The sequence below is a fragment of the Citrobacter sp. genome (genome assembly GCF_050252275.1).
GTDB lineage: Bacteria > Pseudomonadota > Gammaproteobacteria > Enterobacterales > Enterobacteriaceae > Citrobacter_A > Citrobacter_A amalonaticus.
On record NZ_JBFWLF010000138.1, the window covers coordinates 1 to 11,535 of the forward strand.

Genomic DNA, 11,535 nt, shown 5'->3' on the forward strand with positions numbered 1-11,535 from the left:
CTCTTCTCGGGTCATATGGCCCATCGCGTTGATATATATGGAGTCATGCTGGCTTTTGGTTGCATGGTGTGAGATGAGAAATGATTTTCGTCATTTCAGAACTGACCAAATCGAAGAGATTGTGCAACTGGATTCCACGTACAGGGAAAGCAGAACGACTTTATTGAAAAAATGGAGAATTAAAGAAGGGATCTGCGTGGGGAAAGAGTACTGACAAAAACTGTCACAGCGAGTTTGTATACTACCCCAGCAGTAAGACTCAATCCTACTTCATAGGGGGAATTATGGATTTTCAGAATAAAGTAGCTGTGATAACAGGAAATACTACAGGTATAGGTGAAGCTGTCGCAGAGCAATTACACAAACAGGGTGCGAAGGTCGTCATTATATCCCGCTCATCAGAGCAGGCTAAACAAAAAGCGAAACGGTTATCTTCACAGGGACAACAAGCAATAGGGATCGGATGTGATGTGTCGCAGCCTGAACAAGTACGGAAAATGATAGATGACGTTATCAAACATTTTGGCAGGCTTGATTATGCTGTAAATAATGCAGGCTTAACAGGAGAGCATGATAAAAATATTACAGAGCAGACAGTTGAAAACTGGGATAAGGTCATTGCCACCTCATTGAGCGGCATTTTTTACTGCTTAAAATACGAGATACCTCAGATGATAAAGTCTGGTGGCTCTATTGTTAATTTATCTGCAGTAAATGGACTGGTTGGCATTCCTGGGTTGGCACCTTATACCACGGCTAAGCATGGTATAATCGGCTTAACCCAAACCGCAGCGCTTGAGTTTGCATGTCAAGGCATTCGAATCAATGCGGTCGCGCCGGGCTATGTCCAGACCCCACGAATGAGTGAATTCCCTGAAAATATCGTACGCAGTTTCGCAAATAGTCACCCAATGAAAAGGATGGCAAAAATGCAAGAAATAGCAGACTTCATATTGTTTTTGCTGTCAGACAAATCAGCGTTTTGCACCGGAGGCGTTTATCCCATTGATGGTGGTTATTTAGCTGAGTAAAATTCACTTAACCCTTTTAAATGATAATAATTACCTCACCTGTGTGGTTGGCTAAACGGGAGCGACAGAACACCTGTCGTTCGCGCTTCCGTTGTAGGGCCAATAATAGACACATTATTCGCATGGATTGTCTGCTCTCCATTGGTCATACATGTGCCATTAACCCTATCTGCGTCTGGCATAACGCGAGCAGAATAAAAGATCATTAAGTCTGTTGTGCGCAAGAAGCAGAAATAATGAGCAACGCTATTGTTTATAGCAGCGCAGGCTGGATGCAGGGTACCGTTGATAGCGCTATTGTGCTTAACGTGCACGAGATAAACACACTCTACAGGCAAAAAATTCGCGCCATGCTGTGAACATGTTCCATTCGGACAGACTGGCCGCACCCTTGACGTTTAAACAGAAATAGAAGCGATGTGCGGTTGAAACGATAAAAATCGTTGGCAAGCGTTATTCGCCTGAGCACCAGGATCGCACAATGATAAGAAAAGATGACTGATTTCATTGGCTGTATGGGGAAATATACCAAGTGAATATACCAACACTATACCAACAGCCAAAAAAACAAAGGGGTTACCTTTCGGTAACCCCTTTTTTTAATCTGGCGGAAGCGCAGAGATTCGAACTCTGGAACCCTTTCGGGTCGCCGGTTTTCAAGACCGGTGCCTTCAACCGCTCGGCCACACTTCCGGAATGAGGCGCACTATAAACATCCCGATGCGCTGTGTAAAGCCCGAATGTGTTCGTTTGCCTGAAAAACAGTCAAAATGCTGTTAATAGCCTGAAATAACAACAGATTGACCATTTATTCAGCACGACACTCATACTTTATCAGCTATTTACTGTTACCCACGATGAAACCTGATTTAGATCAAATGAGTAAAGATGGGTAAAAGCGCTGTGTCGTCGTCTGTGTTTTCATTATCCTCCATCATTAATTACATCTGTCATAAGAGAGTGACTCATGGATCGTATTGTTAGTTCATCACATGACCGTACATCGCTACTTAGCACGCACAAAGTACTGCGTAATACCTATTTTCTGCTGAGCCTGACGCTGGCATTTTCGGCGATCACCGCCACCGCCAGCACCGTGCTGATGCTGCCTTCTCCGGGTCTGATTCTGACGCTGGTGGGGATGTACGGGCTGATGTTCCTGACCTATAAAACGGCGAACAAGCCAAGCGGTATTATTTCCGCGTTTGCCTTCACTGGTTTCCTCGGTTACATCCTTGGGCCGATTCTGAACGCTTACCTGTCCGCTGGAATGGGCGACGTGATCGGTATGGCGCTGGGCGGCACCGCGCTGGTGTTCTTCTGCTGCTCCGCCTATGTGCTGACCACCCGCAAAGACATGTCCTTCCTCGGCGGCATGCTGATGGCCGGTATTGTGGTGGTACTGATTGGTATGGTTGCTAACATCTTCCTGCAACTGCCAGCGCTGCACCTGGCGATCAGCGCGGTGTTTATCCTGATTTCTTCAGGCGCAATCCTGTTTGAAACCAGCAACATCATCCGTGGCGGTGAAACCAACTACATCCGCGCAACGGTTAGCCTCTACGTTTCGCTGTACAACATCTTTGTCAGCCTGCTCAGCATTTTGGGCTTCGCCAGCCGCGATTAACGGCAATCCGGCATGACACCCGGCCCCGCTTATGCGGGGCTGAGACTACTGACAAAGAAGGAAAAAACGTGGTTTTTCCATCTTTGTGGTTATCAGCCGAAAATCAATGAATTGATTTTCCAGGTTTTTAATAAGGTGATCTCTGCTTGTCCGGTATTGTGATGAGGTCTGTCATCCCTCTCGGCCCCGCTTATGCGGGGCTTTGTTTTTTGGTAAACTGCCGCCAGGTTGTCTAACGCAGTGAAGAATTATGTTGATCTTTGAAGGTAAAGAAATCGCTACCGACGCCGACGGCTATCTGAAAGATAGCGCGCAGTGGAGCGAACCGATGGCGGTGGTCATTGCTGAAAACGAGGGAATTATCCTCTCCCCGGAACACTGGGAAGTGGTGCGTTTTGTGCGCGACTTTTATCTGGAGTTTAATACCTCGCCTGCGATTCGTATGTTAGTCAAAGCGATGGCGAATAAGTTTGGCGAGGAGAAAGGCAACAGCCGTTATCTGTATCGTCTGTTTCCAAAAGGCCCGGCAAAACAGGCCACTAAAATTGCTGGCCTGCCAAAACCGGTGAAGTGTATTTAATAACGAATACTAAAACCGGTAAACGCCTCTCGAGGACGGTGCGGCTCACTCAGGACTCTGTCTACCCGGGCAGAACGCGGGCCGCCGTCCTTGAGCCATTTCAGTAATTTGTCGACCTGCTCCGCTTCGCCGCTGGCAACCACCTCCACGCTGCCATCATCCCTGTTCCTGGCGTAACCGGTTAAGCTCAGACGCCGTGCCTCCTGCTGCGTGGTATAGCGAAATCCCACGCCCTGAACCCGGCCATAAACCCACGCGATAATGCAGACTCTCGACATTGTTATTCTCCTTCACATCCTCGGGCGCGTTGCAAATCCGGGTAAAACTCAGGACAATGGCGCCCATTTCTTTGATTCGACAGAACCGTTAATTATGAGTGTACGTTTAGTGTTAGCCAAAGGGCGCGAAAAATCATTACTTCGCCGTCATCCGTGGGTCTTTTCTGGTGCCGTTGCCCGTATGGAAGGTAAAGCCAACCTCGGTGAAACCATCGACATTGTTGACCATCAGGGTAAATGGTTAGCCCGTGGCGCCTTTTCCCCGGCGTCGCAAATCCGCGCACGCGTCTGGACCTTCGACAAGAACGAGTCTGTCGATATCGCCTTCTTCACCCGCCGTCTGCAACAGGCGCAGCAATGGCGCGACTGGCTGGCGAAAAAAGATGGTCTGGACAGCTATCGTTTGATCGCCGGAGAATCCGACGGCTTGCCGGGCATAACCATCGACCGCTTCGGTCATTTCCTGGTGCTGCAACTGCTCAGCGCTGGCGCGGAATATCAGCGTGCCGCATTGATTAGCGCGCTGCAAGCGCTCTACCCGGAATGTGCGATTTATGACCGTAGCGATGTCGCGGTACGTAAAAAAGAGGGGATGGAGCTGACGCAAGGCCCGGTCACCGGTGAGATCCCCCCTGCACTGCTGCCAATTGAAGAGCACGGTATGAAGCTGCTGGTGGATATCCAGGGCGGTCACAAAACCGGTTATTACCTCGATCAGCGTGACAGCCGTCTGGCGACGCGCCGTTATGTCGAAAACCAGCGGGTGCTCAATTGTTTCTCCTACACCGGAGGTTTTGCTGTTTCTGCGCTGATGGGCGGTTGCCGTCAGGTGATCAGCGTCGATACCTCCCAGGAAGCGCTGGATATTGCGAAACAGAACGTTGAACTCAACAAACTCGATCTCAGCAAGGCAGAATTTGTCCGTGACGATGTCTTTAAACTGTTACGAACCTATCGCGATCGTGGCGAAAAGTTTGATGTCATCGTGATGGATCCGCCGAAGTTTGTCGAAAACAAAAGCCAGTTGATGGGGGCATGTCGGGGTTACAAGGATATCAACATGCTGGCGATCCAGTTACTGAATCCGGGCGGCGTGCTGTTGACGTTCTCCTGTTCCGGCCTGATGACAACAGATTTATTTCAGAAAATCATCGCCGATGCCGCAATTGATGCGGGGCGTGATGTACAATTTATAGAGCAGTTCCGTCAGGCCGCCGATCATCCCGTGATCGCTACCTACCCGGAAGGGCTGTATCTGAAAGGGTTTGCCTGTCGCGTCATGTAACTTGAAAAGTGGAATTTTACCCTCATATCGAGAGTAATGATTTCCCGGGAGGTGACTATGATTGCCAGCAAATTCGGTATCGGCCAGCAGGTCCGCCATTCCCTGTTAGGATATCTCGGAGTGGTCGTGGATATCGACCCGGTCTATTCGCTTGCAGAGCCGTCACCTGATGAGTTGGCGGTCAACGACGAGCTTCGCGCCGCTCCGTGGTATCACGTGGTGATGGAAGATGATGACGGTCGTCCAGTGCATACCTATCTTGCCGAAGCGCAGCTAAGCAGCGAAACGCAGGACGAGCATCCTGAACAGCCTTCGATGGATGAGCTTGCTCAGACCATTCGTAAACAGTTGCAGGCTCCTCGCCTGCGTAACTGATCCTTACCAGGGCCCGATGACGCATTGCTTCTCGGGCCTGTCTTCTTTCGGACGCCAGACTCGTCAACTTACTTCGTTAACCCCAGTCGTGGGATCTCAATCGCCGGGCAGCGATCCATCACCACCATCAATCCCGCTTCGCGCGCCAGCACCGCTGCCTGCTCATTAATCACGCCCAATTGCATCCACAGCGTTTTCGCGCCAATCGCAATCGCTTCCTGAGCGACGCCCCATGCCGCTTCTGAATTACGGAACACATCCACCATATCCACTTTTTCCGGCACGTCCGCCAGCGTCGCGTAGCCCTGCTGCCCTAACAAGGTTTTACCGGCAACCTTCGGGGAAACCGGAATCACGTGATAGCCCTGATCGAGTAAATACTTCATCACGCGGTAGCTTGGACGGTCAGGCTTATCGCTTGCGCCAACCAACGCAATGGTTCGGGTCGAGGTTAAAATGCCAGCAATATCGGTCTCTTTCATCATCATTCTCCAGGCTGTTTTGCAAAGTGTACGACAATCCTGACAACCCAACCATGCGTCCCACCCGTAAGTATGAGAGCAAAACGCCAAAATATGTCTATATGTTAGTAAACATGATTATCGAAAAATTTTGATACATTGTTACCGGGCGGTCTTTGGACAGGAGAACCCTATGAAAACCGGCACTGTGACCCTGATGATAGCCCTCTGCTTGCCGGTCACGGTTTTCGCTACCACTCTTCGTCTTTCAACCGACATTGACCTGCTGGTACTGGACGGCAAAAAGGTCTCCAGTTCACTCCTGCGCGGCGCGGACAGCATTGAGCTCGATAATGGGCCCCATCAACTTGTTTTTCGGGTTGAGAAGACAATCCGCCTTACCAGCCATGCAGAACAGCTCTACATTTCCCCGCCGCTGGTGATCAGTTTTGACACTCAGCGCGTGGAGCAGGTTAATTTTCACCTTCCGCGCCTGGAAAGCGACCGCGACACCAGCCATTTTGACGTGGTGCCACGGCTGGAATTACTGGATGGCAATGCGATGCCGATCCCGGTACAACTGGATATCCTCGTCATTACCTCAAAAACTAAAGCCATTGATTTTGAGGCAGAAACGGAGCGCTACAATAAATCGGCAAAACGTGCTTCCTTACCCCAGTTCGCGACGATGATGGCCGACGACAGCACTCTGCTGTCGGGGGTCTCAGAACTGGATACCATCCCGCCGCAATCTCAGACGCTCACAGAACAGCGTCTGAAATACTGGTTTCGCCAGGCGGACCCGCAAACGCGTAATAGCTTTCTGCAATGGGCGGAGAAACAGCCCTCGTCCTGATGTTTTGTTCCGTCCGGCTTTTTTTTCGTCTTTCTCTTGCAGCATCAGGCACATTCAGTACTCTGTAGCAAAACCCACAATGGAACTGAATGATGGAACTGACGACTCGCACTTTGCCGGCGCGTAAGCACATTGCGCTGGTTGCACACGATCACTGCAAAAAGATGTTGATGAGCTGGGTAGAACGCCACCAGCCGTTGCTGGAAAAACATGTGCTCTACGCCACCGGGACGACCGGAAATCTTATTCAACGCGCGACGGGTATGGACGTTAACGCCATGCTGAGCGGTCCGATGGGCGGCGATCAGCAGGTTGGCGCGTTGATTTCTGAAGGGAAAATTGATGTGCTGATTTTCTTCTGGGATCCGCTTAACGCGGTTCCGCACGATCCGGATGTGAAAGCGTTGCTGCGCCTGGCGACCGTCTGGAATATCCCTGTCGCCACCAACGTCGCCACGGCGGATTTCATTATCCAGTCGCCACACTTCAATGATGCCGTTGACGTGCTCATTCCGGACTATCCGCGTTATCTGGCTGAACGCCTCAAGTAATCCCGCGCAGGCGACGGGCGTCGCCTGTTGCTTACGGTTTTCTTACCACCGGCACGTCCAGGTCTTTGAGATCCTCCACGAAGCGTGAGGGGGTCGCTTTGTTGTACAGCAGCCAGACCCGATGGCGGGCGCGGGTCAGGGCAACGTAAAGCAACCGCCGCTCTTCCGCATCCGGAAAATCTTCCACGACCGGCAGCAACGCCTCTTCCATGATGGATTCACGCGCCGGTGCCGGGAACCCATCGCTCCCTTCCTGTAGCCCGACAATGATAACGTAATCCGCCTGTTGCCCCTTGCTGGCGTGGATGGTCATGAAATCAAGTTGTAGCTTAGGCCAACGGGTTGCCGCCTTTTCGAGACTGGCCGGTTTCAGATGGTGATAACGCGCCAGCACCAGAATCCGCTCGTCGGCTTTCGCATAACCGGAAAGCTTATCCAGCAACGCATCAAGCTGCGTGTCATCCAGCAACGTAACGGCTTTCTTATCTCCCGTCGTCAGACTATTAAGCGGTTTCTTGAGCTGATGTGGGTTCTGCTGAATAAAGCGGTTAGCGATTTCGCCAATGCGGTTGTTGAAACGGTAGGTGGTGTCGAGATCGCAACGGTCACCGTCGCCGAAGGTCTGATGAAATGCGGTCGTTAAGGAAAGCTGCGCACCGCTAAAACGGTAAATAGCCTGCCAGTCATCCCCGACGGCGAACAACGTGGTATGGCTATTTTGCTTACGCAATGCAGCCAGCAGCGCGGCACGCTGCGGGGAGATATCCTGAAATTCATCCACCAGAATATGCTTCCACGGACTGACAAAACGCCCTTTTTCCAGAATCACAATAGCCTGATGAATCAGACCAGAAAAATCGACGGCGTTTTCCGCTTTCAGCGCACTTTTCCAGGCTTTCAGCAATGGCGCCATCAGCTTCACGCGCTTTCCAAACAGATCCCGAATCTCCTCCGGTGCGCTGGCAATCATCTCCGCCTGGGCTCCGCCATGCATGCGCATCAGGCTCACCCAGCGATCCAGACGCGAGGCAAGACGCCGCTGTAGTTTTTCATCGTCCCAGAAATTGCCTTCCGGCACCGTCCACGCCATCTCCTCTTCCAGCCACTGTCGCCAGCCCTTCGCCTGCGCTTTTTTCTCGCTGCATTGTTGACGCCAGGTGCTGATGAATAGTTTATTTCGCGCGGCGGTGTCATTTTCAAGCTTACTGATGGTCGGTACTTTTTTGCTGCCCTGTTGAATGATATGCAGCGCCAGGGCATGGAACGTCCGCGCCGTTATCTCCTCGGTATGAAGCCGCTCACGAATACGCTCATCCATCTCCTGCGCCGCTTTGCGACCAAAAGCCAGTAGCAGGATCTGTTCTGCGGCCGCTTCGCCCCGCGCCAACAGCCAACCCGCCCGCGCCACCAGCACGGATGTTTTACCGCTACCGGCCCCAGCCAGCACCAGCAAAGAATGTTCGCCATTGACGACCGCTCTGGCCTGAGCCGGATTGAGCGGTGACGATTCCACCTGCTGGAAAAAATCGGCGTATTCTGTCAACATCGTTTCGGTATACGCCTGGTTATGCTGCAGGCGACATGCCTCGATATCTTTCAGCCACGCCTGGCACTGTCGCAGCGCATCGCGACAGTTATCAAACTCTTCCAGCCGATTAACCGGTAACGGCAGCGCAGCAAACGCCCGCAGGATCTGTTGCTGTAATCCCGTCGTCTGCTCGCGCGTCAGCCAGGCATTTTGCCCGGTTCGGGCTGCAATCAAATCCAGTTGCTCCTGCAGTACGCCAGCCGCAACTTCACTCATCTCCTGGCTCCACTGCTGCCAGCGGCTATTCAGATGGTGATGGAAGCGCTGAGTTTCTGCCCACTCGGTGCCATGCAGTCGCACCACTTTTTCGTCCGGCAGCACAAATTCCAGCTCACCCCACACCAGCCCGCGCTTACAATGAATCGCCAGTAACTGATTGAAGGGAATGAGATATTCATGGCGATCGCCCGATACCTTAATGCCGGCATTAAGGATAACCGCCCGATCATACGGGTGTTGCGCCAGACGTTTACCAATAGACGTTGCTTTCAGTTCCATGACTCAGCCGATCCAGACAAAGCGTATTTCTTCTCAGTGTAACCGCCAGAGAATACGTGCTCCAGCCCAAAAAAACGTTACAATTGCCGGAAATCACAGAAAACCAGAATCAATCGAGGGTTTATGCGTACCGTTCTGAATATTTTGAATTTTGTGTTGGGGGGTTTTGCCACCACGCTGTCCTGGTTCCTGGCAACGCTGGTCAGTATAGTGCTGATCTTCACCCTGCCGCTCACCCGCTCATGCTGGGAAATCACCAGGTTGTCGCTGCTGCCTTACGGAAACGAAGCGGTTCATGTTGATGAACTGGATCCGGCGGGTAAAAGTGTGCTGATGAATACGGGCGGGACGCTGCTGAATATTTTCTGGCTGATCTTCTTCGGCTGGTGGCTGTGTCTGATGCACATCGCCGCAGGTATCACCCAGTGCATCACGATCATTGGTATTCCGGTTGGCATTGCGAACTTTAAGATAGCCGCGATTGCACTCTGGCCAGTGGGACGTCGGGTTGTCTCCGTAGAAGTCGCACGTGCAGCACGCGAAGCGAACGCCCGTCGCCGTTTTGAGTCATCAGGACGCTAAGTCAGTATGTTAAGTCCCCTGCTTCGCCGCTATACCTGGAACAGCACCTGGCTGTATTACGTGCGTATTTTTATCGCCCTCTGCGGAACAACAGCGCTGCCCTGGTGGTTGGGTGATGTCAAACTGACCATCCCCCTGACGCTGGGGATGGTGGCAGCGGCGCTGACCGATCTGGACGATCGTCTCGCGGGTCGTCTGCGCAACCTGATCATTACGCTAATCTGCTTTTTTATCGCCTCTGCGTCAGTCGAGCTACTGTTTCCTTACCCATGGCTGTTCGCCATCGGACTGACGCTCTCTACCAGCGGTTTTATCCTGCTCGGCGGTTTAGGGCAGCGTTATGCGACGATTGCCTTTGGCGCATTGCTGATCGCCATTTACACCATGCTTGGGGCGTCGTTGTACGCCCAATGGTATCAGCAACCGCTTCTGCTGCTGGCGGGCGCTATCTGGTACAACGGACTGACGCTTATCGGCCATTTGCTGTTCCCGATTCGTCCCTTGCAGGACAATCTGGCACGCAGCTATGAACAACTGGCGCACTATCTGGAGCTGAAGTCACGGCTTTTTGACCCGGATATTGAAAATGAAAGCCAGGCACCGCTTTATGACTTAGCGCTGGCCAACGGCCAACTGATGGCGACACTGAATCAGACGAAAGTGTCCCTGTTGACTCGCCTGCGCGGCGACCGGGGGCAGCGCGGCACGCGGCGTACTCTGCATTACTACTTTGTGGCGCAGGATATTCATGAGCGCGCCAGCTCCTCGCATATTCAATACCAGACGCTACGTGACCATTTCCGTCACAGCGACGTGATGTTCCGCTTTCAACGCCTGATGTCGATGCAGGGCCAGGCCTGTCTGCAACTGTCGCGCTGTATTTTGTTGCGCGTCCCCTATCAGCACGATCCGCATTTTGAACGCGCCTTCACGCATCTCGACGCCGCGCTTGAGCGAATGCGGGCAAACGGCGCCTCCGCCGATCTGCTGAAAACGCTGGGATTTTTACTGGCTAATTTGCGCGCCATCGATGCACAACTGGCAACAATTGAATCAGAACAGGCGCAGGCTATGCCGCGTAACGAATCGGAAAACCAGCTCGCCGATGACAGTCCACACGGGTTCAGCGATATCTGGCTGCGTCTGAGTCGTAACTTTACCCCCGAATCGGCGCTGTTTCGCCATGCGGTCAGGATGTCTCTGGTTCTGTGCGTCGGCTACGCGATCATTCAGATAACCGGTATGCATCACGGTTACTGGATCCTGCTGACCAGCCTGTTTGTTTGTCAGCCAAACTACAACGCCACGCGGCACCGCCTGGCGCTGAGGATTATCGGTACGCTGGTCGGGGTGGCGATTGGTATCCCGATTTTATGGTTTGTTCCGTCGCTGGAAGGTCAGCTAATTTTACTGGTGATCACCGGCGTTCTGTTCTTTGCCTTTCGCAACGTCCAGTATGCCCACGCCACTATGTTTATCACGCTGCTGGTCCTGCTGTGCTTCAACTTGCTCGGCGAAGGGTTTGAAGTCGCCCTCCCCAGGGTGATTGATACGCTCATCGGCTGCGCCATCGCCTGGGCGGCAGTGAGCTTTATCTGGCCGGACTGGCGTTTCCGAAACCTCCCGCGAGTGATGGAAAGAGCGACCGATGCAAACTGTCGTTATCTTGACGCCATCCTGGAGCAGTACCATCAGGGACGCGATAATCGACTGGCGTATCGGATTGCCCGTCGCGATGCCCATAAACGCGATGCTGAGCTGGCCTCCGTGGTGTCGAATATGTCCAGCGAGCCCGACGTGACGGCACAAACACGTGAGGCCGC

General features: G+C 52.5%; 14 protein-coding genes and 1 tRNA gene. 11 read left to right on the forward strand and 4 right to left on the reverse strand.

Annotated elements, in window-relative coordinates; genetic code table 11:
- The first annotated feature begins 13 nt into the window (after positions 1–13).
- The 3 genes from AB7E14_RS13010 to AB7E14_RS13020 all read left to right on the forward strand — a co-directional run bounded on the left by AB7E14_RS13010 (position 14) and on the right by AB7E14_RS13020 (position 1,390).
- Complete coding sequence (locus AB7E14_RS13010; RefSeq protein ID WP_428169581.1) at positions 14–214, forward strand: helix-turn-helix transcriptional regulator; 201 nt, start codon at positions 14–16, stop codon at positions 212–214.
- Positions 215–284: 70 nt separating this feature from the next.
- Positions 285–1,031: an SDR family NAD(P)-dependent oxidoreductase gene (locus AB7E14_RS13015; protein WP_316962189.1), complete on the forward strand. Its 747-nt coding sequence runs from the start codon at positions 285–287 to the stop codon at positions 1,029–1,031.
- 236 nt (positions 1,032–1,267) lie between these two features.
- A complete protein-coding gene (locus AB7E14_RS13020; RefSeq protein WP_256970609.1) occupies positions 1,268–1,390 on the forward strand; it encodes a hypothetical protein in 123 nt (40 codons plus the stop codon).
- 246 nt (positions 1,391–1,636) lie between these two features.
- Here AB7E14_RS13020 and AB7E14_RS13025 read toward each other — a convergent pair.
- Positions 1,637–1,724: transfer RNA gene (locus tag AB7E14_RS13025), tRNA-Ser, on the reverse strand.
- 274 nt (positions 1,725–1,998) lie between these two features.
- On the opposite strand from AB7E14_RS13025, the gene yccA reads away from it, so the two are divergent.
- On the forward strand, positions 1,999–2,658 hold the full coding sequence (gene yccA, locus AB7E14_RS13030; protein ID WP_012905355.1) for an FtsH protease modulator YccA: 660 nt from the start codon (positions 1,999–2,001) through the stop codon (positions 2,656–2,658).
- Positions 2,659–2,908: 250 nt separating this feature from the next.
- Positions 2,909–3,238 (forward strand): sulfurtransferase TusE, encoded by a 330-nt coding sequence (tusE, locus tag AB7E14_RS13035; protein ID WP_043001148.1) that lies wholly within the window; start codon positions 2,909–2,911, stop codon positions 3,236–3,238.
- Here the strand turns inward: tusE and yccX are convergent.
- Complete coding sequence (yccX, locus tag AB7E14_RS13040; protein ID WP_043001149.1) at positions 3,235–3,516, reverse strand: acylphosphatase; 282 nt, start codon at positions 3,514–3,516, stop codon at positions 3,235–3,237. The genes tusE and yccX overlap by 4 nt on opposite strands.
- Before the next feature lie 94 nt (positions 3,517–3,610).
- Here yccX and rlmI point away from each other — a divergent pair, with 94 nt between their 5' ends.
- Entirely contained in the window at positions 3,611–4,801 is a 1,191-nt protein-coding gene (rlmI, locus tag AB7E14_RS13045) for a 23S rRNA (cytosine(1962)-C(5))-methyltransferase RlmI (protein ID WP_044256297.1), read from the forward strand.
- Positions 4,802–4,858: 57 nt separating this feature from the next.
- Positions 4,859–5,176 (forward strand): heat shock protein HspQ, encoded by a 318-nt coding sequence (gene hspQ / locus AB7E14_RS13050; RefSeq protein WP_042319966.1) that lies wholly within the window; start codon positions 4,859–4,861, stop codon positions 5,174–5,176.
- A gap of 68 nt (positions 5,177–5,244) precedes the next feature.
- Here the strand turns inward: hspQ and AB7E14_RS13055 are convergent, their stop codons facing one another.
- On the reverse strand, positions 5,245–5,658 hold the full coding sequence (locus tag AB7E14_RS13055; protein WP_043001151.1) for a CoA-binding protein: 414 nt from the start codon (positions 5,656–5,658) through the stop codon (positions 5,245–5,247).
- Positions 5,659–5,830: 172 nt separating this feature from the next.
- On the opposite strand from AB7E14_RS13055, the gene AB7E14_RS13060 reads away from it, so the two are divergent.
- The gene (locus AB7E14_RS13060; RefSeq protein ID WP_316962188.1) at positions 5,831–6,493 is read left to right on the forward strand and encodes a DUF2057 family protein; all 663 of its coding nucleotides are present in this window, start codon (positions 5,831–5,833) and stop codon (positions 6,491–6,493) included.
- A gap of 92 nt (positions 6,494–6,585) precedes the next feature.
- Positions 6,586–7,044 carry a methylglyoxal synthase gene (gene mgsA / locus AB7E14_RS13065; RefSeq protein WP_044256300.1) on the forward strand — a complete coding sequence of 153 codons (459 nt, stop codon included), beginning with the start codon at positions 6,586–6,588 and terminating at the stop codon, positions 7,042–7,044.
- A gap of 31 nt (positions 7,045–7,075) precedes the next feature.
- On the opposite strand, the gene helD is transcribed toward mgsA, so the two are convergent.
- Complete coding sequence (gene helD / locus AB7E14_RS13070; protein ID WP_058587878.1) at positions 7,076–9,130, reverse strand: DNA helicase IV; 2,055 nt, start codon at positions 9,128–9,130, stop codon at positions 7,076–7,078.
- 123 nt (positions 9,131–9,253) lie between these two features.
- Between helD and AB7E14_RS13075 the strand changes: the two genes are divergently transcribed.
- Positions 9,254–9,712 (forward strand): YccF domain-containing protein, encoded by a 459-nt coding sequence (locus AB7E14_RS13075; RefSeq protein WP_043001155.1) that lies wholly within the window; start codon positions 9,254–9,256, stop codon positions 9,710–9,712.
- Positions 9,713–9,718: 6 nt separating this feature from the next.
- Positions 9,719–11,535, forward strand: a 1,817-nt coding sequence (yccS, locus tag AB7E14_RS13080) for a YccS family putative transporter (protein ID WP_428169580.1), incomplete at its 3' end; no start/stop codon positions are given.

Coding starts and splice junctions, on each gene's coding strand:
- AB7E14_RS13015 (WP_316962189.1), top strand. CDS start 285: ATGGATTTTCAGAATAAAGTAGCTGTGATAACAGGAAATACTACAGGT.
- AB7E14_RS13020 (WP_256970609.1), top strand. CDS start 1,268: ATGAGCAACGCTATTGTTTATAGCAGCGCAGGCTGGATGCAGGGTACC.
- yccA (WP_012905355.1), top strand. CDS start 1,999: ATGGATCGTATTGTTAGTTCATCACATGACCGTACATCGCTACTTAGC.
- tusE (WP_043001148.1), top strand. CDS start 2,909: ATGTTGATCTTTGAAGGTAAAGAAATCGCTACCGACGCCGACGGCTAT.
- yccX (WP_043001149.1), bottom strand. CDS start 3,516: ATGTCGAGAGTCTGCATTATCGCGTGGGTTTATGGCCGGGTTCAGGGC.
- rlmI (WP_044256297.1), top strand. CDS start 3,611: ATGAGTGTACGTTTAGTGTTAGCCAAAGGGCGCGAAAAATCATTACTT.
- hspQ (WP_042319966.1), top strand. CDS start 4,859: ATGATTGCCAGCAAATTCGGTATCGGCCAGCAGGTCCGCCATTCCCTG.
- AB7E14_RS13055 (WP_043001151.1), bottom strand. CDS start 5,658: ATGAAAGAGACCGATATTGCTGGCATTTTAACCTCGACCCGAACCATT.
- AB7E14_RS13060 (WP_316962188.1), top strand. CDS start 5,831: ATGAAAACCGGCACTGTGACCCTGATGATAGCCCTCTGCTTGCCGGTC.
- mgsA (WP_044256300.1), top strand. CDS start 6,586: ATGGAACTGACGACTCGCACTTTGCCGGCGCGTAAGCACATTGCGCTG.
- helD (WP_058587878.1), bottom strand. CDS start 9,130: ATGGAACTGAAAGCAACGTCTATTGGTAAACGTCTGGCGCAACACCCG.
- AB7E14_RS13075 (WP_043001155.1), top strand. CDS start 9,254: ATGCGTACCGTTCTGAATATTTTGAATTTTGTGTTGGGGGGTTTTGCC.